Source organism: Cohaesibacter gelatinilyticus, assembly GCF_900215605.1.
Taxonomy (GTDB): Bacteria; Pseudomonadota; Alphaproteobacteria; order Rhizobiales; family Cohaesibacteraceae; genus Cohaesibacter; species Cohaesibacter gelatinilyticus.
On record NZ_OBEL01000005.1, the window covers coordinates 195537 to 220678 of the forward strand.

General features: G+C 51.0%; 18 protein-coding genes. 10 read left to right on the top strand and 8 right to left on the bottom strand.

Annotated elements, in window-relative coordinates:
- Window positions 1-235: 235 nt before the first annotated feature.
- From sppA to CRO57_RS18665, 9 genes are all read left to right on the top strand, one after another.
- The gene (gene sppA, locus CRO57_RS18625; protein WP_097155001.1) at window positions 236-1201 is read left to right on the top strand and encodes a signal peptide peptidase SppA; all 966 of its coding nucleotides are present in this window, start codon (window positions 236-238) and stop codon (window positions 1199-1201) included.
- An 84-nt stretch (window positions 1202-1285) separates the two neighbouring features.
- Window positions 1286-1579 carry an integration host factor subunit beta gene (locus CRO57_RS18630; RefSeq protein WP_097155002.1) on the top strand — a complete coding sequence of 98 codons (294 nt, stop codon included), beginning with the start codon at window positions 1286-1288 and terminating at the stop codon, window positions 1577-1579.
- A 24-nt stretch (window positions 1580-1603) separates the two neighbouring features.
- On the top strand, window positions 1604-1981 hold the full coding sequence (locus tag CRO57_RS18635) for a LapA family protein (protein WP_210200939.1): 378 nt from the start codon (window positions 1604-1606) through the stop codon (window positions 1979-1981).
- A 219-nt stretch (window positions 1982-2200) separates the two neighbouring features.
- Window positions 2201-3169: a bifunctional Delta(1)-pyrroline-2-carboxylate/Delta(1)-piperideine-2-carboxylate reductase gene (lhpI, locus tag CRO57_RS18640; RefSeq protein ID WP_342068286.1), complete on the top strand. Its 969-nt coding sequence runs from the start codon at window positions 2201-2203 to the stop codon at window positions 3167-3169.
- 22 nt (window positions 3170-3191) lie between these two features.
- Window positions 3192-3842: a phosphoribosylanthranilate isomerase gene (locus CRO57_RS18645; protein WP_097155004.1), complete on the top strand. Its 651-nt coding sequence runs from the start codon at window positions 3192-3194 to the stop codon at window positions 3840-3842.
- Between the two features lie 61 nt (window positions 3843-3903).
- Complete coding sequence (gene trpB, locus CRO57_RS18650; RefSeq protein WP_097155005.1) at window positions 3904-5154, top strand: tryptophan synthase subunit beta; 1251 nt, start codon at window positions 3904-3906, stop codon at window positions 5152-5154.
- Between the two features lie 24 nt (window positions 5155-5178).
- Window positions 5179-6009: a tryptophan synthase subunit alpha gene (gene trpA / locus CRO57_RS18655; RefSeq protein ID WP_097155006.1), complete on the top strand. Its 831-nt coding sequence runs from the start codon at window positions 5179-5181 to the stop codon at window positions 6007-6009.
- A gap of 186 nt (window positions 6010-6195) precedes the next feature.
- Window positions 6196-7200 (top strand): acetyl-CoA carboxylase, carboxyltransferase subunit beta, encoded by a 1005-nt coding sequence (accD, locus tag CRO57_RS18660; RefSeq protein WP_097155007.1) that lies wholly within the window; start codon window positions 6196-6198, stop codon window positions 7198-7200.
- A 136-nt stretch (window positions 7201-7336) separates the two neighbouring features.
- Window positions 7337-8656, top strand: coding sequence for a bifunctional folylpolyglutamate synthase/dihydrofolate synthase (locus CRO57_RS18665; RefSeq protein WP_097155008.1), 1320 nt, complete (start codon window positions 7337-7339; stop codon window positions 8654-8656).
- A gap of 60 nt (window positions 8657-8716) precedes the next feature.
- Here the strand turns inward: CRO57_RS18665 and trxA are convergent, their stop codons facing one another.
- From trxA to ahcY, 7 genes are all read right to left on the bottom strand, one after another.
- A complete protein-coding gene (trxA, locus tag CRO57_RS18670; protein WP_097155009.1) occupies window positions 8717-9034 on the bottom strand; it encodes a thioredoxin in 318 nt (105 codons plus the stop codon).
- Window positions 9035-9178: 144 nt separating this feature from the next.
- Complete coding sequence (addA, locus tag CRO57_RS18675; protein WP_170956166.1) at window positions 9179-12745, bottom strand: double-strand break repair helicase AddA; 3567 nt, start codon at window positions 12743-12745, stop codon at window positions 9179-9181.
- 2 nt (window positions 12746-12747) lie between these two features.
- Complete coding sequence (gene addB, locus CRO57_RS18680) at window positions 12748-15897, bottom strand: double-strand break repair protein AddB (RefSeq protein WP_170956167.1); 3150 nt, start codon at window positions 15895-15897, stop codon at window positions 12748-12750.
- A 160-nt stretch (window positions 15898-16057) separates the two neighbouring features.
- A complete protein-coding gene (locus CRO57_RS18685) occupies window positions 16058-16819 on the bottom strand; it encodes a nucleotidyltransferase family protein (protein WP_210200940.1) in 762 nt (253 codons plus the stop codon).
- Window positions 16820-16853: 34 nt separating this feature from the next.
- On the bottom strand, window positions 16854-18428 hold the full coding sequence (gene tsaE, locus CRO57_RS18690; RefSeq protein ID WP_097155012.1) for a tRNA (adenosine(37)-N6)-threonylcarbamoyltransferase complex ATPase subunit type 1 TsaE: 1575 nt from the start codon (window positions 18426-18428) through the stop codon (window positions 16854-16856).
- A 63-nt stretch (window positions 18429-18491) separates the two neighbouring features.
- Complete coding sequence (locus CRO57_RS18695) at window positions 18492-21185, bottom strand: sensor histidine kinase (RefSeq protein WP_097155013.1); 2694 nt, start codon at window positions 21183-21185, stop codon at window positions 18492-18494.
- A 390-nt stretch (window positions 21186-21575) separates the two neighbouring features.
- The gene (gene ahcY / locus CRO57_RS18700; protein WP_097155014.1) at window positions 21576-22967 is read right to left on the bottom strand and encodes an adenosylhomocysteinase; all 1392 of its coding nucleotides are present in this window, start codon (window positions 22965-22967) and stop codon (window positions 21576-21578) included.
- Between the two features lie 437 nt (window positions 22968-23404).
- Here ahcY and CRO57_RS18705 point away from each other — a divergent pair, with 437 nt between their 5' ends.
- Window positions 23405-24709, top strand: a complete 1305-nt coding sequence (locus CRO57_RS18705) for a UDP-glucose dehydrogenase family protein (RefSeq protein ID WP_097155015.1) — start codon at window positions 23405-23407, stop codon at window positions 24707-24709.
- A gap of 98 nt (window positions 24710-24807) precedes the next feature.
- On the opposite strand, the gene CRO57_RS18710 is transcribed toward CRO57_RS18705, so the two are convergent.
- Entirely contained in the window at window positions 24808-25122 is a 315-nt protein-coding gene (locus tag CRO57_RS18710) for a putative quinol monooxygenase (protein ID WP_170956168.1), read from the bottom strand.
- Window positions 25123-25142 lie beyond the last annotated feature (20 nt).

The following is a 25142-nucleotide window of genomic DNA, read 5'->3' on the forward strand; positions in this document are numbered from 1 at the left end:
GAAAACGCGGCTCATTTGAGCCGCGTTTTTTTGTGTCTGGGATTAAGTCGATCGAAAAACCCCTTTCGGACCTTGAATAAAAGGTCTTTTTACCAATGTTTGGGAATGTGCTTTCAGGTAGGATGGATTACCATGCTGCCAAGTCTTATCGATTGCCTTGATCGGCAAGCCGATGCTACCGATAGCAAGCAGACAGGGTATAGCTCTGCCAAATTGACCTATTCAGGATGGATTCATGCCTTTTGATGCCGACCAACTTATCGAACGCCGCCGCTTGTCCCGCAAGGTGACTTTCTGGCGTGTCATCACCGTATTGCTGGTTGTTGCTGGCGTTATTGCCCTCGGCTTGTCAATGACATCTGATGGTGGAGGTCTGACCAAAGGCGGACAGCATATTGCGAAAGTCAATTTTGATGGTGTGATTCTGGGAGAACAGCGAAAACTGGATTTGATCCAGAAACTCAAAGAAGACAAATCCGTCAAGGGTGTTGTGGCGGTTATCAATAGTCCAGGCGGTGCAACATCGGGTGGAGAAGCCCTCTATGAAGCATTGGTCGATTTGGGCAAGACCAAACCATTGGTCGCTTCGATGGATGGCATTGCAGCCTCAGCTGGTTATATGATTGCCTTGCCTGCAGAACGGATTTTTGCACGCCGGTCCACAATCACCGGATCCATTGGTGTTCTGTTTCAATATACCGATGTGACCAAATTGATGGAAACTGTCGGCGTTGAAATGCGGTCCATCAAGAGCGCGCCCTTGAAGGCTGAGCCAAACCCATTCACTCCCTATACTCCGGAAGCAGGCGATATGATCGCCAAGATGCTCGACGACTCTTATCAATGGTTTGTGGATCTCGTTGCAAAGCATCGCCCTTTTGACCGCACCAAGGCACTCGAGCTCGCTGATGGTCGCGTTGTAACGGGAGGCCAGGCGGTAAGTCTGAAACTGGTGGACGAGCTTGGTGGTCCGGAAGATGCCAAAAACTGGATGGTGACAAAACACAAGCTATCGACAGATCTGAAGTTGATCGAATGGAAACCGGCACCTTTGCGGGATGATCTCCCATTTGGTCTCGCGAGCGCTTTCTTGTCAAAATGGTTACCACAGCCAATAATTGAGCTGTTTGGCGCACAAAAACCAATCCATAAACTTGACGGACTGGTTTCAGTTTGGCAGGCTCAAAAAAGTAAACAATAAGAAGCCATTATGCCAGCGTCATTGTGAACGACCCGTCAAATTCCTGATGGGTAGGGGAAGACGTCAATAGAAGGAACACGGACAATGATCAAGTCCGAGCTTGTTCAGCATATTGCAGAGCAAAATCCACATTTATATCAACGGGATGTCGAGCATATTGTGAATGCCATCCTTGATGAGATTTCCGACGCGCTTGCACGGGGTGACCGTGTTGAGTTGCGTGGCTTCGGAGCTTTTTCGGTCAAAAACCGTCCTGCTCGAATCGGTCGAAATCCGCGAACAGGCGAACGTGTGTCTGTTGCCGAAAAATTTGTACCTTTCTTCAAAACCGGCAAGGAAATGCGTGAGCGTTTGAATGACGGCGAAGATCTGGAATAGAAGCCAAGCGAGTATCCGAATATCATGAAAGCTCTCAAGCGCCTGTTTCTGTTTCTGGTTTTGATTCCATTTGGCATCGCCTTCGTATCGCTTGCCGTGGCCAACCGTCATGTGGTTCCATTGGTCCTGGACCCGTTTTCACCTGAAAATCCGGCATTTGCTGTCGATGTGCCGCTGTTCTGGATTGTGTTCGGAGCATTGATGTCTGGAATTCTTATCGGCGGTGTGATGGCATGGTTGAAACAGGGGCGTCATCGTAAGGCCGCACGTTCCAATCGCTATGAAGCCAGAAAATGGCGTAACGAGGCGGACCGTCAGCATCAGCGGGTTGAAAAGCTCAATGAGCAGGTCAAAGCTGCTGGTCCTTCCTTGCCAGCACCAGATACCAAAACAGCAGCGTAAAAATTCGCGACTGACTTTGTTGCCTTTGCCTGTGTCAGGCATGATTATTTTTCGATATATTTTGTTGTCTCCATCTCGCCACGATGTGTGGTGAGATGGGCTTCCCTGTTATGCCAGAGTGTTTTTGAAGGCAGCCCCGCTTCTTTCCAACGGAATTCACGAATATGCAGACAGGGGCTGATGTTTGGGTGCGCCCTGAGCAATTGATCCGGGAGAGAGATGATGCATGTGCTATCTGCAGATGACGTGAATGGCTTGATGCAATATCCGGCTTTGGTGGAAGCGCTTCGCTCAGCATTTCAGGGCGAGATCACGACACCTGTTCGACACCATCATACGATTGAGATGCCCGATCAATCTGACGCCACATTGTTGCTGATGCCAGCTTGGCATGATGCCATGGCAAAAGGGCATTCAAACAATGGATATGTCGGTATCAAGATGGTTTCCGTCTATCCCGATAATGCGCAAAGAGCCCAAAAACCCTCCATTCTTGGCACCTATCTGTTACTTGATGGCGCCACTGGCGAAATTCGTGCAATTATGGATGGCCCGGCCATTACTGTCTGGCGAACCGCTTGTGCTTCGGCTTTGGCGGCAAGTTATCTAGCTCATGAAAATGCAGAGGAACTGCTGATGGTGGGAACCGGCGCTCTGTCTGAGCATCTGGTTCGAGCACATTTGGCGGTACGCCCACTTAAACGGATACGCGTTTGGGGACGTAATCCAGCCAAGGCAGAGCAACTTGTCATATCCATGGGGAATATCGATCTGGATATCGATGTAGTGGAGGATCTGGCGGAAGCTGCCACAAAAGCTGATGTCATTTCCTGCGCTACCATGGCAAGCGATCCATTGATCATGGGGGAATGGTTGAAACCGGGTGCGCATCTGGATCTGGTCGGGGCTTATCGACCGGATATGCGCGAAAGCGATGATGAAGCGATCCGTAGGGCCAATGTTTTTTGTGATACAAAAGCCGGCGCAACCAAAGAAGGGGGCGATCTTGTCCAACCTTTGGCAGATGGCATCTTGACTCTTGACCAGATCAAGGGTGATTTATTTGAACTATGCAAAGGTGAAGTCAAAGGCCGCGTAACGGATGATGAGATCACCCTGTTTAAAAGCGTAGGAACGGCAATTGAAGATTTGGCCGCCGCGCAATATCTTTACGAACTGAGCCATTAACGAGGAAAAGGGGAGGGCAGATATGTATGTAAAAATTTGTGGTCTGTCCACGCCAGATACGATTGAAACGGGTCTTGCCAGCGGGGCCAACTGGATCGGATTTGTCTTTTTTCCAAAAAGCCCGAGGCATGTGAATTATGGGGAAGCGAAGGATCTGGTGGGTCCGGTACGCGGGAAAGCGTCCATAGTCGCTCTTACAGTCAATGCTACCGATGAAGAGCTGAAAGCCATTGATGAAGCCATCAATCCAGACATCTGGCAATTGCATGGCAGCGAGACACCGGAACGAGTGGCGGAAATCCGTCAAAAATTTGGACGTCCGGTGATGAAAGCCCTGGCAATTCGGGATGAAGCTGATCTGGCTCCGATCCCTGATTATGAAGCCGTGTGCGATGTCTTGCTGTTTGATGCAAAACCGCCCAAAGATATGAAGACCGAATTGCCTGGTGGCAACGGTATTTCCTTTGATTGGCGTCTGATCAAGAACTTGCAGCTCAAGAAACCTTTTATGCTGTCCGGTGGTTTGAACCCGGACAATGTGGCCGAGGCCATTCGCCTTACAAGGCCACAAGGGGTTGATGTTTCCTCAGGCATTGAAAGCTCTCCCGGCGTTAAGGATCGGGAAAAAATCATTCAATTCATTCGCGCTGCGAAGGAAGCTGCAAGCACTTGATCCGAGCGTCTCGGAAGTATTTGCAGATTTTCCGCGCGCACAACGCATAAAGGAATGCGTTATGACCAAGTCATCTTCTGACACCGGGGCTATTGTTGCGCCCAATTCATTGGCCGCAGGGCCAGACGAACGAGGTTTTTTTGGCATTTATGGCGGACAATTCGTCTCTGAAACCCTGATGCCGCTCATTTTGGATTTGAATGAAGCTTATGAGAAAGCCAAGAACGATCCGGCTTTCCATGACGAGCTGGCTTATCTTCACAAGCATTATGTGGGACGTGAAAGCCCGCTCTATTTTGCCGAGCGCCTGACCGAAGAGCTGGGTGGTGCAAAAATCTATTTCAAGCGCGATGAGCTGAACCATACCGGCAGTCACAAGATCAACAATTGCCTTGGGCAAATACTGCTGGCAAAACGTATGGGCAAAACCCGTATCATCGCCGAGACCGGTGCTGGTCAGCATGGTGTGGCCACGGCCACGGTTTGCGCACGTTTTGGTTTCCCGTGTGAAGTCTATATGGGAGCGACTGACGTGGAACGTCAGGCTCCGAACGTGTTTCGCATGAAGCTCCTGGGCGGTAAGGTAAACCCCGTCACCGCGGGTGCAGGTACACTGAAAGATGCCATGAACGAGGCCCTGCGTGATTGGGTAACCAATGTCGAGAACACCTATTACATCATTGGTACTGCCGCAGGTCCGCATCCTTATCCTGCAATGGTGCGTGATTTCCAATCCATCATCGGGCGGGAAGTCAAAAAGCAGATGATGGAAGCGGAAGGCCGTCTGCCAGACATGCTGGTGGCGTGTCTTGGTGGTGGTTCCAACGCCATCGGTTTGTTCCATCCATTCCTGGAAGACGAAGATGTGAAAATCATTGGAGTGGAAGCAGCTGGCAAAGGCCTGGATACCGAAGAGCATTGCGCATCGCTGAATGCTGGCAAACCAGGTGTGCTTCATGGCAACCGCACCTATTTGCTGCAAGATGACGATGGTCAGATTCTGGAAGGTCATTCCATCTCTGCGGGTCTTGATTATCCAGGTATTGGCCCCGAACATTCCTATCTTCGTGATAGCGGCCGTGTGGAATATGTCTCGGCAGGCGATCAGGAAGCTCTGGAAGCCTTCCAGCTGCTCTGTCGCACCGAGGGTATTATTCCGGCACTGGAACCATCCCACGCCCTGGCTCATGTGATCAAAATTGCGCCAACGATGGATAAAGACCAGATCATTGTAATGAATCTGTGTGGTCGTGGTGACAAGGATGTCTTTACCGTTGGCGGTCATCTGGGCGTTGATCTGACCAGCAATTAAGCAATCAGCAAAAGAGATAAAGCAATGGAAACAACTCGCATTGATACTCGCTTTGCTGCTTGCAAAGCTGAAAACCGTCCTGCATTGGTGACCTTCATCACGGCAGGCGATCCAGATCTGGAAACGTCTTTGGCAATCCTGAAAGCAATGCCAAAAGCTGGTGCAGATGTCATCGAACTTGGTATGCCGTTTTCCGATCCGATGGCGGAAGGCGTGCCGATACAGCTTGCAACACAGAGAGCATTGTCCAGCGGTCAGACCATGCAAAAGACACTGAATATGGTCCGCGAATTTCGAAAAGATGATAACGACACGCCGATCATTTTGATGGGTTATTACAACCCAATTTACAGTTGGGGGGTCAACAAGTTCGTCAAGGATGCCAAGGATGCTGGTGTCGATGGATTGATCGTGGTCGATCTGCCACCAGAGCATGATGATGAGCTTTGCCTACCCGCTCGTGATGGTGGCTTGAACTTCATCCGTCTGGCGACGCCGACAACCAAAGGCAAACGTCTGGATCAGGTGCTGCAGAATACCTCTGGCTTTGTTTATTATGTCTCAGTCACCGGTGTAACTGGTTCTGGTGCATTGAACGCAGATGCCGCGGCCGAAGCGGTGAGCACCATCAAAGGTCACACCGATCTGCCTGTTGCAGTTGGCTTTGGTGTGAAGACACCAGAACAAGCCAAGGCTATTGGCAAAAATGCCGACGGCGTGGTGGTCGGCTCGGTTCTGGTCAATGCCATTCGCGAAAGTCTGGATGCAGACGGCAAGGCAACCGATGCCACTGTTAACTCTGTTACCAGCATCATCGAAGGGTTGGCAGAGGGCGCGAAAGCGTCAAAGGCCTAACAAAAGGGGAAAAAGCAGGCCAAAATTGAAATTTTGGCCTCCCCATCACCACAATTGAGTGCTAAAGCATAGCCAAATTGTCATATAGGCTCGCACCTAACTGAATGCGGGCCTTTTGGCATACGAACATCAGTATTCCCGATTTTCATGAAAAGTGATAATCGGGACAGTCTCAGGAATTGGCTCGTGAACTGGATTAACACTGTCGTCAGACCGAAAATTCGCTCCATTCTCTCTCGTCGTGACACTCCGGAAAATCTCTGGATCAAATGTCCTGTTACCGGAGAAATGGTGTTCCATCGTGATCTGGAAGCAAATCAGTTTGTGGTTCCCAATTCCGACTTCCACATGCGCATCAACGGCAACCAGCGTCTGACCTATTTCTTCGATGATGGGAAGTTCGATCTGGTTGATCTGCCGGAAGCTGCTTCTGACCCATTGAAGTTCAAAGACACGAAACGCTATGTTGATCGGGTGAAAGACGCGCGTGCCAAAACAGGCCGAAAGGACAGTGTTCTGGTTGCCACAGGCAGCATCGAAGGTCTGAAAGTTACCACCGCAGTGCAGGATTTTACCTTCCTTGGCGGCTCCCTCGGGATGGCAGCAGGTGAAGCGCTGATCACTGGCATGATGAAGGCAGTTGAAGATGAGACCCCGTTCATCTTGTTCGCAGCATCTGGTGGTGCGCGCATGCAGGAAGGCATTCTGTCTCTGATGCAGATGCCGCGTGTGACCGTTGCTGTTCAAGCTCTACGTGAAGCAGGTCTTCCTTATATTGTCGTGCTGACCGACCCAACCACTGGCGGCGTCACCGCATCCTACGCGATGTTGGGTGACATCCAGTTGGCCGAACCTGGTGCGTTGATTGGTTTTGCTGGTCAGCGTGTGATTGAGCAGACCATTCGTGAGAAGTTGCCTGAAGGCTTCCAGCGGGCAGAATACCTGAAAGAGCATGGCATGGTGGACATGGTGGTGCATCGCCACGATATGAAATCTACCATTGCCCGTTTGTGCCGTTTCTTCACAAATCAGGAAATGCCTGCTGAACTGAAGCAGACAAATTCTGGCTCTGGTGAAGACGAAGAAGGCAATGCCGCTGTATCCAACGCAGTCGATTCCGATGCGCAAGTGGCAGAAGCTGCCGCATCAAATGAGAATGCAGACAAGGCAGCGGAACAAGCTGCTCAGTAAAAAATTGCACATTGATCGTTGGAATGCCTCAGGAACTGGTTTTCTGAGGCATTTTTCTTATGTTATCCTTTCGGCTAAAATCATACCTCAACTCAGGGAAAGCTATGCTTGACCCGAGGTTTCGCCAAGGTCCTCCATGCAGCAAATCAACTCTATCCTGTCGCGCCTGAGTATGTTTCACCCTGATGAGATTGATCTGGGATTGGAACGTCTGTTCACATTATTGGGAAAGTTGGGCAATCCACATCTATTGCTCCCACCCGTCATTCATGTCGCCGGAACCAATGGCAAAGGCTCCACCTCAGCCTTGTTAAGAGCGATGTTGGAAGCGCAGGGGCTGAAGGTGCATGTTTATACATCACCTCATTTGGTGGACTTTCGTGAGCGCATTCGCCTTGCAGGCATGCTGGTAAGCGAGGAAAGCCTGTTGGCGGCCTTGCAGCAATGTGAAAAAGCCAATGGAGATGGTGAGGTTACTTTCTTCGAGATTACCACTGCCGCAGCTCTTCTGCTGTTCAGCCAGATACCGGCAGACATCGTGATATTGGAAGTAGGTCTTGGCGGAAGGCTGGATGCCACCAATGTCATCCCACGACCGGCCATGACCATGATTACTCCGATTGCGCGGGATCACGAAGAATATCTTGGCTCAGACCTCGCCGGCATCGCCAAAGAAAAGGCTGGAATTTTCAAAGCTGGTAGCCCGATCATCGTTGGGCCCCAGGCTGATGTTGTTCGCGATGCATTGGAGGACGAAGCTCGTACCAAAAGAGCTGGCCCACTTTTTGTCCATGCTCAGGATTGGATGAGTTATGAGGAACATGGACGACTGGTCTATCAGGATGAAAATGGTTTGCTGGATTTGCCCTTGCCACGCTTGCTGGGCCAGCATCAAATCTCCAATGCAGGCATGGCGATAGCGGCACTGAGAGCATTGGCACAATCTGGCCTGCTTGATTTGAGCGATGAGGCCATCGCACAAGGCTTGCAGCAGGTGAAATGGCCCGGTCGTTTGCAGCAGCTAACGAATGGCCCACTGTTCGATATGGCGCCCAAGGGCGCGGAATTGTGGCTGGACGGCGGTCATAATCCCAATGCCGGGCAAATGCTGGCAGCGGCGTTGGCAGATCTCGAAGATAGATCTCCTCGTCCGTTGCACATGATCGTTGGAATGCTGAAAACCAAGGATCCATCAGGCTATTTTCAGGCCTTCAAAGGTCTTGCAAGGGACGTTATTACCGTACCTGTGATCAGTCAGACAAACGGACAAGATCCTGTTGAGCTGGCAAGTCTTGCCGTGAAAGCTGGAGTACCTGCATCTGCAGCCAGCTCAGTTGAAGAAGCTTTGCAAAAACTGGCTCTGATTCCAAGAGAAGCTCCCCCGCGTATTCTGATTGCAGGCTCGCTTTATCTGGCCGGCGAAGTGCTCAAGGCAAATGGTGAAGAGCTGGATTGAATAACAAAAAAGCCCGATTGGGAATTTAATCGGGCTTTTTTGATCAGATGAGAAACGAGCTTATTTTTTCGCTTCGATCCATTTCAGCAGGTCAGCTTTTGGTGCAGCGCCTACTTTCATGTCAACCACTTCGCCGCCTTTGAAAAGCAACAGGGTAGGGATGGAGCGAACGCCGAACTGAGCAGCAGTGTTCGGGTTTTCGTCGACATTGACTTTGACGACTTTAACACCACCGGCAGCTTCGGTATCGATTTCGTCCAGGATTGGAGCAATCATCTTACAAGGGCCACACCATTCTGCCCAGAAATCAACAACAACAGGGACATCACCCTGAACTTCAGTTGCAAAGTTTGCATCAGTCGCGTTCACAATAGCCATAGTAAGCCTCGTTCGGTTCGTCTCAGCTCATCGCTCACCAATGAACTGGGGAAGGAAGAAGTATCTATATTCATTGATGTTTGAATATAGCTCTGTTGCCTTGAAGGTAGGTATTGAAGCCGCGTCCGTCAAGATGGGCAAGTGTTATCTTATTCCAATCTGATCCAGTGCGGCACATCTCTGTTCTGCGTCAACCTCCATCAAGGATGGCCCGCAGCTCCACAAAAGCAGTGTTCGAACACTCTTTTGCGGATAGAGCGGTGCCAAAAGATGACCGTAAACAGCCATTTGGCTAACATAATCAAAGGGCACCTCATCAGGTGAAGCTGGTACATGACGGTTTGTTTTGTAATCCACGATCACAACTTCGTCAGGGGTAACGATCAACCTATCCACTTGGCCAGAAACATCTCTGGGGCCACTTGCGGTTTCTACCCAGCCCGCAATGGAAACTTCAGCCTGACTTTGGAAGGAGAATAGCTCGGAAAAAGCCGAATCGCTTAATAGTGCAAGTGCCTCAGACAGAATCGCATCCCGGCTTGTCTCTGTCATATCCCCTGCTACGCGATCCAAAAATGCTCTGCCTTGTTCTTCCCATCGGGAAGATATCAGATTGGGTAAATGTTCAAACAAACTATGAAGGATCGAGCCTCTGCGCCTTGGTTCCCAATCATGAAGACTATGTTTGGTCGCGGACCCGGTGGTTGTCTGTCCGACATTGGGAAAGGCAACGGATTTGGCTTCAACCAGATCAGCCGCTTTCGAAGGCTGCAACAACGCATTCGGGGCAGGTTCTGCTTCCAGTGAGACACGGAACCAATCGGGTAAAGCTGCTGGCGCGCTTACAGGACTAAGATTAAGGCTCTCATTCACAGGACGTGGACGGAAGTCTTGCTTCAGCTCCCAGCGCAAAATGCTTTCGCCAGTAACGGGATGATCCAGTTCTACAGCATCAGGGCGCAACTGCCGGGCCACGACATTGTACCAGCAATTCTCCGCTGGCCCGTTAGTTCCTGTATATCCGCACAAATAGAGCCGATCTTCCGCACGGGTCATGCCTACATAAAGAAGGCGCAGATATTCTTCTTCCGTCTCGCGATCCAGCTCCGAAAGGCTTGCTTGAATGATGGCAGGTTGATCAGCCTTTGCGGTCTTGAGTGCCATCAGATCGATGGAACTGTCTTTCTGATCCAGGGAGACAAGGTGCGGATGGTGACGAGGATTGGCAGGCTTGCCGGTGCTGTCCACCATGAAGACGATGGGAGCTTCCAGCCCTTTTGAGCCGTGAACCGTCATGACGCGGATCTGATTTTCAGCCGCGCCCATGTCACGCTTGATCTCTGCGCCACCTTGGCGCATGGCAGCGAGAAATGCCTGCAGGTTGGGGATTTGCTTCTTCTCAAAATCCAGAGCGCGGGAAAGCAGCTCATCAATCACTTCATCTGCTTCTGGCCCTAGACGTTCAATAAAAGCCCGACGTTTACCGCCCGGACCCAGAATTTGCGCATAGAAGTCGAAAGGTGGTTGGAAATCAATCTGCCCGCGCCAATGACTGAGCGTGCCGAAAATACGACCAAACAAGCTGGATGGGTCATTTTGATGATGCGCACCCAGAATTTCCCAAAGGTTTTTTTCACGCTTTTCATCTGATTCAGGCGCTTTGGCCAGATCAAACAATTGCTCCTCTGAGAGACCAAAAAGTGGACTCTTCAGTACACAGGCAAGGCTGAGATCATCCTCTGGCAAAAGCATGACATCGCCAAGCGAGAGCAGATCCATGACGGCGATATGATCAAGCAAGGCAAGGCGGTCCGCGCCGGCAACGGGCAGACCGGCTTCTTTCAGGGCGCGGTTGACAGCATTGGCAAAGCCGCCACGCTTGCGCACCAGAATAAGAATGTCGCCCGCAGTGATTCTTTTGCCAGATCCAGCCAGATGATCGCCATTTTGCAACCAATGCTTGATGGTTGAGGCGATGGTGTGTGCAAGTGTGACGGATGGACTGCTGTCCCCCTGTACATCCAATGGCGCAGCCCAATCATCATCCTGCTCTTGCTCAACCGGTTCCAATAATGGCCAAAGTTCTACCAGCCCTGGATCGTTGTGCCGAATGGCTTCATGTACGGTAGGCTCATGATCAGCTGACAGCGCGGTATATTGCGCTTCATTGGCAAAGACTTCATCCACTGCCTTCAGAATGTGCGGCGTGGAGCGGAAAGAGAGCTGCAAATCGATCTTGTGGAACGGTTTTTCTTGCATTCTTGCACGCGATGCAAAGAGCTCGCGCATCTGGGCGAACCATTTTGGTTCCGCGCCCTGAAAACTATAGATGGACTGCTTTTCATCTCCCACTGCAAAAATGGTGCGTTCCACCCCACGCATGCTTTCGCTGACGAAAAATTCCTCGCCCAGCTGCTGAATGATTTCCCATTGCCGAGGGTTGGTGTCTTGCGCTTCATCGACCAGAATATGATCGATGCCCTGATCAAGTTTATAATGCACCCATGCAGCCGCTTGGGAGGGGGCAAGCAGATTGGCCGCTTTGATGATCAGATCATCAAAGTCCATTAAACCCCGTGCGGCTTTGGCGCGTTCATAATGGCTGATAACGCCGTCCGCCAGGATGAACAACGCCCGACTGCCCGCCAATGTTACCAGGGCCTTGCGGCGCTCTTCCAGAGCATCCAATCGTGCTTGCTCGCGTTCAATACTGCCTTCCAGCGCCAAATCAGCTTCCTTGACCTTCTTGGAGGCCATGAAGCTGGCGCTTTTGGCAGCACCATCTTTCTTGCGCAAGAATGTCCACCAATGAGCAGCTTTTTGCTTTGGATCTTCCGCATGCAGAAATGCCCGCAAAGTTGCCGCCTGATCCTTGTCTCTCTTGCCGCCAGCTTCGAACAGATCAACTAGAGAGCTTATATAATCCGTTGAGAAATGTGGGCTGTCTGACTGGCTGCTGCGCACCTTATCCATGCTGTCGCTTGGATCTACCCCAAGATGTTTGGCGAGAGCTTCCAATGCGGCGCTTACACCTGCTGCATCTTCGTTTCCATTTGATGTGTTTGCTTCCCCAGCTTCCATGAAGCGGCCAAAGCCTTCACGGTTGCGCACCAAGCTGGCCAGAGCATTGCGGATATCCATATCGCCCATGGAACCGACGAGATGATCCAGAGCCTCGCCCCACAAGGGTTGGCTATTCAGCCGCGCTGAAGACAGCACGGATCCAACGGCATTGCTCAACAATTCTGCTGCCAATTGATCATCCAGAATTTCAAAATGCGCGGGCACATTGGCTTCCAGTGGAAATTGATGCAGCAAGCGTTCGGCAAAGGCGTGAATGGTCTGAATTTTCAAACCGCCCGGAGTTTCCAGCGCTCGTGCAAAAAGTCGTCTGGCCAAAGCAAGCTCTTGCTCACTGGGCGGTCGCCCTTCCAAATCCTGCAAGGCTTTGGTCAAGGTTTCATCGTCCAGCCCGATCCAGTCGGAAAGTCGGGCAAAGACACGATTGGACATCTCCGCTGCAGCGGCCTTGGTAAAGGTCAGGCAAAGGATTCGAGAGGGATCGGTTCCGGCCAATAGAAGACGGATCACGCGCTGGGAAAGAACGAAGGTTTTACCCGAACCGGCATTGGCGCTCACCCAGGCAGATTGCTGAGGATGGGAAGCAAGGGCTTGATCTTGCCGTGTTTTGTCAGGGATCTGAAAAGTCATGCCTATTCGTCTCCCTCGCTTTGCTGAGACCATTCCTTGACGCGAGCAAGGTGATCATAAGGGCTTTCAAAGCGCTCAAACATCGGACGAGCGCGAGACATGTACCCTTTGGATGGATTGTCATAGGCAACGATCAGTCCAAGCAGACGTTTACCGATCAATTCAACAATATCTTCGGCTGCATAATCCTTCTCAACGCCGCTTTTGATTTCCCCTGCCTTGCGTCCGCCAGACAGTTTGATCCAGGCCATGTCTGAGACTTCAACCGAGCGAGGGATATCCTTGAAGCCGCCAAGTTTGGCCATATAGCCTTCCAGCGCCAATTGTGGTGCAAAGCCGGGTAGGACTTGCTTTGCAGAAGGCGGCTGGCCGGTCTTGAAATCAATCACCGACAGGCTGCCATCTTTCATGATATCCAGCCGGTCTGCCCGTCCGCGCAAATGGAACGAGCCGGAACGCATCGGCAACGAAGTGCCGCCCGCTATTTCTGCAAAACGACTGGCAACATCATCATTGCGTCTTGCTTCCCATTCGAAAATGAACCAGTGAGCAATGCGCTCGAAGCGCGGCCACCATATAGCCAGCAGATCTGGGAAGTTCTCGAACCGTGTGAAAGCAGACCGTCCCAACTCAATCAGATGGTCATAGGCTCTTTGATCAAATGGACCTTCCCAGTTCTGGGTAAAATCCCCCAGCACGTCATGAATGATGGAGCCTTTTTCAGCACCGCCCGGGGGGCTGCCAATATCGTCGAGCTGACGCAGGCCCAACACATGTTTTGCGTAAAGTGCGTAAGGATCACGTACCCATGTTTCAATCTCGGTGACCGAGAGATTGCGCGGACGATGTTCCAAAGGTGGCTTGGGGTTGGGGCGCGGAATAAGCTTCGGTGCCCTGGGAGCATCCAGTTGGCGTGCCCAGCGAATATACTTCTCTCCACGTGCTACCATCGCATCACTTGCCTCGCGCCCGGCTACGGCCTCAAGCCGCAGGATCCAGCGACTTGGCACAGTGGGAGAGCCGCCACTTTTCTCTGAGCGCACCAAAATCACTTCGCGACGCCCCATGGATTGCGCGAAGTCATGGGCGGCAAGGCCGGTGCGCCGCTCAGGTGGCTCCAGTTTCATTCCGGCACGCATGGGACGGGAGAGCCAGGCATCAGATTTTGTTTGAGCAGGCCAGGAGCCTTCATTGAGGCCTCCAATCACCACTCGATCCACATCCATCAAACGAGCTTCCAAGGTACCGAGCAATTGTAGACGAGGATGCCCACTGCCATGATCAAGAACCGTCTCACCGGACATCATGGCAACGAGGAAAGGCTCTACATCGCGTGCGCCCAGCATGATATTTTCACTGGCGGGGCTTTGTATGCGCTCAAAGAAACTGCGCATGGCACGACCAGCTTCTTCATCATAGAAGCGTTGAGGATCAGCCTCTTCGTTTGCTGCAATTGCTTCGACACAAGCAATGATGTGCTTGATCCAATCGGACAGAGGTTGTGGTTCTTCTGACTGAAGAACGAGCGTCTCCAGAGATCCAAGGCTCTGTTGCAAATTCTCTAGCAGCTTCTTCGCAAGATCCCAGTTTTGCGGCAATGGAGTTTCTGGATCCTTTGCGTGGCGCTCTTCACGACGATTGGCAAATTCATTGAGTAATGTTTGCAAACCACCACCAAGACGCGGGCCGCGCAACAGCTCAACCTCAATGAAGCGGGCAGCCCGCCGGGCTTGGCTTCGCTCCATGCCAAGGGAAGCAAGAGGATGCTTGATCAGTGCGAGCAGGGACACAGGCTCCATATGCTGCAAAACACAGTCCAGCATCAGACGCATCAAGAGAGCAGGGGGTGTTTCACCCAGTGGCATACCGGCGCTATCCTCGACCTCGATATTCCAGCGTTTCAACTCTACCATCACGCGACGTGCCAAGGCCCGGTCAGGGGTTACCAGAGCGGCTTTTTTGCCTTTGTCAGCTAGTGTCTCTCGCAAAGCCAGGGCGCAAATGCGCGCTTCTTCCTGCTCGTTGGCACCCCTTGCCAAGGCAACATCCAATAAAGCGATCTGACGATCGGCCTCTAGGAATTGATCCAGAGCCTGTTTCCAGAGATCCGTGCTTTCCGCCGGGCGCAAGGCTTCGCTGACCAGTTTTTCGCGTAATGAAAGCGGATGGCTCACACTTCCCAATTTGCGAACGTCACCACGAGTTAGTTTCAGTCGATCAAGCAATTGCTTGAGGTTGAATTGCGGATGCCCGGCAACACCCTCACCTTGACCTTCAAGGGGATGTAAATGGCCGATAGCCAGCCAGCTTTGCTCATCCAGTTGATAATCTAACCCCGGAAGGATCAAGGCCCCTTTGGGATGATTGGCCACTGCCACCAGAAGATCGGCAGTGGCAGGGACAGAGCCGGTTGAACCGGCAGCAATCACTGGACCCGTATGACCTTTCAGTGCTTCAATTTCACGAGAAAGCACGGCATTGCGGCGCTCTACCGGATCTACCAGCTCTCGCTCGGTCAGAATAGCTGGCCAGAATTGGGTGGCTATCTTCAAGAATTCCAGGCTCATCTGCCAATAGGCGCCATAATCATCGGGCACCAAATCTCCCAGCAATGACCAGTCGCTCTCTTCGCGATGGACAGCATCGATCAGCGCCAGTAGATCAATGGCAAGATAAGCAGCATCACTTGGTGTGCTGGAAACATTCAGACGTTGTTTGGGATCGAGGCGCAAGATTTCACGTGCTTGCTTCTGCGCCCAAAAATGTACCAGCTGCGTCATGATCAACCGACGCTCCAACGGATCCATTGCGCTTGGCAAGGACCAGAATCCATCATCAACACCAATACTGACTTTCAAGGGAAGCAGATCTTCGTCGACATCTCCAATGACATGGATACGAGGCAGAATGATGCTCGGCCAGCCACGTAGGCGCAGATGAGAGACAAAAGCTTCTTTCAGCGCATTGGCCGTACGGCGGGTTGGCACATAAATGGTAACACTGGCCAACGCACCAGGGTCAGAGCCATCAAAATTTGGAATCAGGTCACCATCGATCAAGCTATCGATCATGGTTGCCAGAAAGCCGGAACCGGGACTGATGGAATAGACATTGGGGTGAGAGATATTCGAGCTATATGAAAAAAGATCCAATCTCTCTCTCCCGTCAAACCAGCCTCCGGCCATCATAGATTGCCAAAACCAAAGCCCGACTAAAAGCCTTTCGACGATAATTGAAACGCCCGAAAAGCTTTCGCTATTTGTTTGAAACGGGTTCTCATCCGAAAAATCTGCAACTTTTCGGGAACGCGTTCTAAATCAGGCCCATATGTGTACTGTTCTGAATGGCTTTTTCTGCTTGGTCAATAGCACAGGGTTCTCCCACGTGTAACCATATGCCATCCATGGATAGGCCAAACAAACGTTCTTCTTTGATGGCCTGGTCGAATTGCACATTCAGGGAGTGAGCACCATCAGGAGCTTTCTTGAACAAACGTGGATGCAGAATGGCAGCGCCGCTATAGACGAATGGGGAGATAGTCCGCGCGTCACGACGACTGAGACGACCATCCTTGTCCATTTTGAAATCACCTTTGCCTTCATAGCCGATAGCGGAGACGGTCGGTGCCAGAAGGAGAAGAGCATCCATTTTGTCATCATCCCAATGATCAGACAGCAAAGATAAATTATTGGCAACGCCTTCCATCCAGAAACTGTCCGAATTGAGCAGATAGAAGGGGTCTTGCCCAAGAGAGGGAAGGGCTTTGGTAATACCACCACCGGTCTCCAAAAGGACGTCGCGTTCATCGGAGATAATGATTTCGCATTGGGCAGAGCGTTTTGCATGAACTTCCACCAAGTCGGCAAGATAGTGAACATTCACGATTGTGCGCTCGACGCCAGCAATGCGCAGTTTATCAAGCGCTCGATCAATCAGTGCTTGACCTGCAACAGGAATTAAGGGTTTGGGAGTGATCGCCGATAGAGGGCGCATGCGCGTACCGCGTCCGGCCGCCAAAATCATACCGGTCTTGGGGGCGCCGAGTGGAGCCTTGAAATGTTCGTTATTTGTCATTCACGTACTGCCAGTCTTGCGTGGCTTGCCAACATCAAAATGTGGATGGCAGGTCCAACAATTTATTCTCATTATAAAAGGCGCTCAAATCAGCTAACTCGGGATGGGCAAGGCAGCGAGCCAAGTAACCAATACCCCGTGGGATATGCGCCATATAGGAGCTTTTGCCCAAACTCAATTTGGCCCGGGCGAAGGCCCCCAAATTCTTGGATGTCCGCTGTGCGCCGCACAAAGCATAAGATTGCTCGAAAATCTGCGACGCCTCACGGTCAAAGGATCTATGCTGCATATAGGCAGCTTTAAGCGTTTTTTCCAGATCAGGCTCAATGGAGATCCGTGCATCCAGACAAAGAGCTGCAACATCATAGGCGCTTGGTCCAATGAGGCAATCCTGAAAATCAATAAAACCGATCAACTTATCGTCGCGGATCTTTTCCAGCCAGAAACAATTGGGATTTTGCACATCACGAAGAACAAGGCACTGTTCTGCTTCAATCAGAATATCAAAAGCTGGCTGCCATAGTGAAACATAGACCTCTCTTGTGGTAGCAGGACAATCCTGTCCCTTTAGAAATGGCCAATACCAATCAAGGAAAATATCCAGTTCAACCTCAAAAGCTGCGCGATCGTAATTGGAGAGGAGGTGAGGCCCACCAGAACCCGAGAGTTGGGTGGCGTTGCTTTGCCAGCCATCTTGATGAAAATCCGCCAGCGCGATCACCGTTGCCTCATATCGTTCTGCAATCGGTTTGGCTTCCTTATTTGGAACGCTTAGGCTCAGGCATTCACTGCCAAAATCTTCCCAAAGAGCCAATCCGTTATTCAATTGATGGCCAAAGCACTGTGGTACGGTGAGACCGGCCTTTTCCAGATTTTCCGCAACAGTGATCATCGGCGCCAGTTCGGTTACGCGATGTGCGATCAAATCATACCGACGACCATCAGCGAGAACAGGGCCCGGCTCACGTTTTGGCATATCCATCAAGATGGCGGTTTGCTGAGTTTCGCTATGATAAGCACGTTGATAGCTGCGAGTTGAAAGATCGCCATCTATTTCGCTGAGTTTGGCGTTTCCCCAATCACAATCAATGAGCAATTGCCGTTTCTGACAGGGACGTTCCAGCCTATCCTTCCATGCTTTGTTTCCCTGCAAGGTCAGGTGGCGAGCAGAGCTTTCCTCTCCATGCGCATCTTCAAAATGCAGCCAAAGAGTAGACGCGGGAAGCAGCTCTTCACCCCGATCTGGCCATTCCACCAATGTGCACCCTTCTTGCCAGCTTTCCTCAAAGCCAATCTCGTACAATTCCTCGAAATCGCTGATGCGATAGAGATCGAAGTGGCTGACCTCAAGACCGTCCAGATGATAGTTCTGTACCAGAGTGAAGGTGGGGCTGGGAACTTCAAGAAGCTCATCATCGGCAAGTGAGCGCAACAGAGCACGGGCCAGAGTGCTTTTGCCCATGCCAACGTCGCCATCCAGTGCGATTACATCACCCGACCGGAGAATCTCGGCCAGGTCCCCTGCAAAAGCCTGACCGGCAGCTTCATCAAGATTTGGGAAGCTGAAGTGCCAATCAGAAGAAGGTGAAGATACATTGGTTGGTTGCATGCACTGGCTATCTGAATGAAGAGAGAAAAGCAGGACTAGGCCAATTGACTTGCTTTGTCAGGTCTATTCTGCAGCTTGACTAACTGGTTGCGGCGCAATCGGGAAATGACAGATGACAGCCGTACCCTTGCCAACAACGGAATCGATGGATACATGTCCGCCATGCAACTCCACGAAGCTCTTGACGATGGAAAGGCCCAGTCCTGCCCCTTTCCGGGTCTCTCCGGCTTTGCGGCTTTCGAAGCGTTCGAAGGCAGACGAGAGAAATTCTTCTGGCATGCCACAACCATGATCGCGCACGGTGAAGACCATTTCACTTGCCGTTTGATCGGCGAGCACCGAGACGTTTGAGTGGTCGGGTGAGAAGGCGATGGCGTTGGATATCATGTTATAGAGAACCTGCCTTACGCGTTTGCTGTCACCCATGAAATTCTGCAAATTGTCCGCGACGGAGACATTGAGGGTGATGTCCTTTTCGGCCAGACGATCTTGCAGCCCTTCAGCCGCAGCTTGAATGGATCCAACCGGATCTACTTCCTCCAGTTCAAGCACCATGATTCCCGCATCGATGGTCGCCAGATCCAGAATATCATTGACGATTGCGAGCAAGGAAGAGCTAGAAGTCATGATATGATCTGTATATTCGCGCTGCTTTTCATTTAATGAACCAAATGTTTCCTCGGTCAACAATTCCGTGAAGCCGATGATATTGGTCAGCGGTGAGCGCAGCTCATAAGATACATGCTGAATGAAGGTGTTTTTCAGATGATCGGCCGCCATAAGCGCTTCGTTTCGTGTCGTCAGGCCGCGCTCGACATTGACCTTGTCCGTTACATCAACAAAGGTGATCATGCTAGCCCCATCGGGAAGCGGAACGAGAGCATAATCCACAACGCGTTCATCTTCCCGATCCATCCGGCCAGACAAGCCTTCACGACTGTCTGCAAGGCCAACAATGGCTTGTTTTAAATCAGCCCAAACAGCCGGATCGGAATAGGTCCGGCGACAGACTTCCAGCACGGCACTTACATGTGGCTGTTCCGCCAATAAACCTTCATCCATTGACCACATGGAAGCAAAAGCCGGGTTGGATACGCGTACTCGTCCGTCGGACCCGAACACGATGACACCATCACCCAGATGATCCAGAGTTTCAGACTGGACACGAATGAGAGAATTATAGCGCTTTTCGAGATCAAGCCGCTCGGTGATATTCTCGTAAATATAGGTCACACCACCGTCGGGATTGGGAGCTGCAACAACACGCAAGGACTGTCCGTTGGGCAAATGCCACCAATGCTCTTGCGTGTCTACCGAGCGATAGGCTGAGAACATCTCTGATTTCCAGACAGCGAAATCGGCTTGCTCTGGCAATTGACGATCAGCGCGGAGGCGATCCAATATTGCACCATCTGTCGGTTGTTGATCCAGAAAGGCCGGATCGAGATCGAACAGACTATGGTAGGCAGCATTATAGAATTGCAGGGTCTGGTTGGAATCAAAGATCGCAACAGCGGTTGTCAGCTGATCCATGGTTGTCGCATGGAATGTCTGCATGCGCTCCAATGCCCTTTCTGCGTGGTCAATGGCGGACACATCTGTCGCGATGCCAACATTGCCTTGTGTGGAGGCAATATCAACCACATCCAGAATTTGGCGTTTGCCTTGCATGATGACCGGAAGGCGCTCGACGGCAACATCAATAGAGCGCTTGTCGTCGTTGATTGATTGTTCGGCTCGTGCAACATGTGCTTTGCGAACCAGATCGCGTCCTTGCTGGTCGAGCAATTCGGTTTGCTTTTCCAGTACATCACGTAAATTTTCTGCATCAACGGCCAAGCGATAGGCTTCGTTGATCCAGCTAAGCTCTCCTTTTTCATCGCGGGACCAAACAGGCATGGGCACCGCATCCAAAAGGCTCTTCATGCGCTTCATTTCTTGTGACAAGCGATTGGCTTTATGACGTAGGTGCGCTCTGTCCCGTTCTTCATCTTCCAAAACACGCAATTGCAAATGAGCGCGTGCCCCCGAAGTGCGACCTTTGATTTCGACGTAAGCACCCATTCGCGCCTCAACAATGAGTTGAAAGCGCTGTCCATTTGAGCGCAAGGTCTCGATGGCTTGTTCCAATTGCTGCGCACAGTCGCTGTTAAGCCATGAGCCGAAAGCAAGAATTGCATCGCCGTTGGGCAATTGATGATTGCTGGTCAGGCTTCCAATCAGGTTTGGAGCATCACCTGAATTATCCCAAATGATCATCATTTGGTCAGAAGCATCCAAAAGCGATTCAGACTGATCCAGACGAGATTGCAATGTTACGATTGCCTGATGCGCCTCACGCAGTTGCATATTGGCCTGTCTGCGGGCGCGAATTGAAGACCAACCAGCTATCAATGTGAAAATCAATAAGCCACCAAAAGTAGCCAATCCCAAAATAGCGGAGCTGGACAATCCATCGTTTGTTGATATGGCAAAGTCATTTATGCTGCCTTCACCCGGTAGAGATGGAATGTCAGGGAGCTGCGAGGCTTCTGTTGCACCAGGAGCGGCAATGACCAGGGGCTCGGATGTGCTGGTTTCTGATTCCGACATTTGCGCGGTCAGGGACATATCATCGGCAAAGATGGTTTTTTGTTCCTGCGCTAAAAGAGAGGAAGGCGAAAGAAGCAGAACTCCACCTACTCCCAGCATACAAAGAGATGTCGTTAAAAAGGCCCGCACTTGCCCTTTTTGTTCCAACAGACCGCCTTCTGGCATGTCTTAGCCCTTTCCGCCGCACAGCCAGCAAGCTGACTTCATAGCTCCAATTCTTTTTCTTGTCAGAGCCATGCGTCGTAAGATCTTGTAAAAGTTGGACTCCTCTCACGTCTTCCCAAACCAGCCATTGCCGTGACCGGGGGAAACTCGGAACCCATAACTATTACAAGCTTGAACGCACGCACTCATTTCGATGCAGCACCGGGGCCTCCTCCCGGCTCTGACCGAATCACTTTCACTTTACCTGTTCACGGAATCTCGCAACAGAGTCCACCCGCAAAAAGATAAAAAAAAAGCGTCTGAATCAGTATTGATCCAGACGCATTCATTGCAAATGATAAGATTGGTGACTCCCGATCCTTGAAAAGCCGCCATTTTCTTAACAAAAGGTTAATAGCGGTAATGCTCTGGCTTGTAAGGACCATCCACAGGCACACCGATATAGTCAGCTTGGTCTTTGCTCAGCGTTGTCAATTTTACGCCAAGTTTCTCCAGATGCAGGGTTGCCACTTTCTCATCCAGTGCTTTTGGCAGAACATAGACATCCTTGCCATAATTGGCATGGTTTGCCCACAATTCCATCTGTGCCAAAGTCTGGTTGGTGAAGGAAGCGGACATGACAAAGCTAGGATGACCAGTTGCGCAGCCCAGATTTACCAGACGACCTTCGGCCAGAACAATGATGCGTGTTCCATCAGGGAATTCCACTTCATCAACCTGCGGCTTCACATTGTGCCATTCATAGTTTTTCAGAGCGCCAATCTGGATCTCGGAATCGAAGTGACCAATGTTACAAACGATTGCACGGTCTTTCATGCCACGCATATGTTCGATGGTGATGACATCTTTGTTGCCGGTGGTGGTCACAAAAATATCGCCCTGAGGGACAGCGTCTTCCATGGTGGTGACTTCATAACCCTGCATGGATGCTTGCAGCGCGCAGATTGGGTCGATTTCGGTGACGATCACCCGAGCTCCCTGAGAGCGCAGGGATTCAGCGGAACCCTTCCCAACGTCACCAAAGCCTGCAACCACAGCAACCTTACCCGAAATCATCACGTCGGTCGCGCGCTTGATGCCATCAACCAGAGACTCACGACAGCCATAGAGATTGTCAAACTTGGACTTGGTGACGGAATCGTTGACATTGATGGCAGGGAAAGGCAGATCGCCAGACTTTGCCAGATGGTAGAGACGATGCACGCCGGTGGTGGTCTCTTCGGAAACACCCAGAATGCCATCACGGATCTTGGTGAACCAACCCGGAGTTGCCTTTGCACGCTTATAGATTTGTGCCTTTACATATTCTTCTTCTTCATTTTCTGGATTCACCAGAACATCTTCACCGGCATCAACCTTGGCACCCAGCAGAATATACATGGTGGCGTCGCCGCCATCATCGAGGATCAGATTTGGGCCTTCGCCGTTACCCCAATCAAAGATGCGATCCACATAATCCCAATATTCCTCCAAACTCTCGCCTTTCACGGCAAAGACAGGGGTTCCGGTTGCTGCAATGGCGGCGGCAGCGTGGTCCTGGGTAGAGAAGATGTTACAGGTTGCCCAGCGAACTTCCGCACCAAGCGCTTGAAGAGTTTCAATCAGGACAGCGGTTTGAATGGTCATATGCAAAGAACCGGTGATCTTTGCACCTTTCAATGGCTGCGATGGGCCATATTCTTCACGGGTCTGCATCAGACCGGGCATTTCGGTCTCTGCAATTTTGATTTCCTTACGGCCCCAATCGGCCAGAGACAGATCTTTAACGACAAAATCAGCCATGTTCGCTCCTAATATTGCCCCGGTCTGGGAACAGATCAGTGACATAAGGCCCTCGCGGGCAAGGGAATGCAGGCACCAGCGGCCCAAATCTCAATACTAAGTCTGATATAGAGCCAAGTTTTAAAGAAAGCAATAACGATATAAAGAAATCTTTATATTAGCTGATATTGTTTCGAGCAGGTGTTATCTCATCGAAGAGATTTCTGGAATGGCGGTCAACAAATGGAACTGATTGGACTATATCTGAACCAAGGTGTTTGCGGGATAGGCAACATCCTTGGTAAGAGATGGGTGTTGTCATGAAATCAATGCCAAATCAGCATATGATTTGGATGACAAACCCTGTATGGAATTGGATACGTTTTTTCAAGGCTTTGCTGGTATTCAAAGTGCCCAAAGAAACAAAGGCCTCAGGCTGAACGAAAATTGAGAGTGTCATGAAGGTAGTGATGATTGGAACCGGCTATGTCGGTTTGGTGTCCGGTGTATGTTTTTCTGAATTTGGTTTTGACGTGACTTGTGTCGATGTCGATCAGAGTAAAATTGACACCCTCAATAAAGGTGAAGTGCCAATTTTTGAGCCTGGGCTCGATACATTGCTGGATCGCAACACCAAGGCTGGTCGCCTGACCTTTACCACCAATTTCGATGAAGCGGTTTCGCAAGCTGACGCGATTTTCATTGCTGTTGGTACCCCGTCGCGACGTGGAGATGGTGAAGCAGATTTGCAATATGTCTGGGCGGCTGCGCGTCAGATCGCCAATGCTGCCAAACCGGGCGTTGTGATTGTTACCAAGTCGACCGTTGTGGTCGGAACCAATCGTAAAGTTGCTGAAATTATCCGGGAGGAGAATCCGGATCTGGATTTCTCCATCGCCTCCAACCCGGAATTCCTTCGTGAAGGCTCGGCTCTTGAGGACTTCATGCGTCCTGATCGTGTGGTTGTGGGTGTCGAGGACAAGCGTGCCGAGGAGGTGATGCGTAATCTGTATCGCCCGCTCTTTCTTCGTGAAACGCCGATTGTTTTTACAGGTCTGGAGGATGCCGAACTGATCAAATATGCAGCCAATGCATTTCTGGCCGTTAAAATCTCTTTCATCAATGAAGTGGCCAATCTGTGTGAGCAGGTGGGTGGCAATGTTCAGCAAGTGGCATCAGCGATTGGTTTGGACAAGCGCATTGGCGGCAAGTTCCTTCATGCAGGTCCTGGCTTTGGTGGGTCCTGTTTCCCAAAAGATACGCGTGCGTTTGCAGCGACCGGGGAAAAATTTGGCGCGCCTCAGCGCCTTGTTGAGGCCGTGATTGAAGTGAATGAGAGCCGAAAAGCCAACATGGCCGAGCGTGTTCTTGCTAAATTGGGGCCAGATCCGAAAGGCAAGACGGTTTGCATTCTGGGTGTCGCATTCAAGCCCAATACCGATGATGTGCGTGAAAGCCCGACCCTTGCAATCATCCCGATCTTGCAGGAGGCCGGCGTGATTGTTCGGGCCCATGATCCGGAAGGTATGGATCAGGCAAAGCCGCAACTGGACAATGTCATCTGGTGCTCAGATGCATATGATGCGGCAGAAGGGGCGGATGCTTTGGCACTTGTGACCGAGTGGAACGAATATCGTGCGTTGGACATGAACCGTCTGCACGACGCCATGAATGGGGATGTCGTTGTTGATATGCGAAATGTCTATCAACCTGATAACATGCGAGCCAAAGGATTCGATTACAGCTCCATTGGTCGCGCCTGACGGCGCATCTGTAAGGTTGAAAAGGGTGCCAGGCAATTGCTCGCCTGACACTCTTTTCTTTTTGGAAGTAAGAGGCTCATCTGCCAAACCATTGAGATTCAAGAATTTATGTCTTCCGTTTCCAATGGAATATAGTTGTTCGCCAATACCGGTTCTCTTAATAATGCTTCGAGTTTTGCCCAATCTCCATTGCTTGTTAGAGTTTGGATATGGGCTTCATGTTGGCTCTGACTGCTCCAATCCTCAACCAACGTAAAGCAGCCGGTTTTATCCGCGTGTGATAAAACCCGAACGTCCAGGCATCCGTCGACTTGTGGTAGTTCGCGTTGGATTGATCTCAACGTTTTTTTCAAAGCGGATTTTTGTTCAGGCTTTGCAGTAAGCGTGACAATAACGCTATGTCTCTTAGGCAATTCTCTCTCCAAACTGAAAG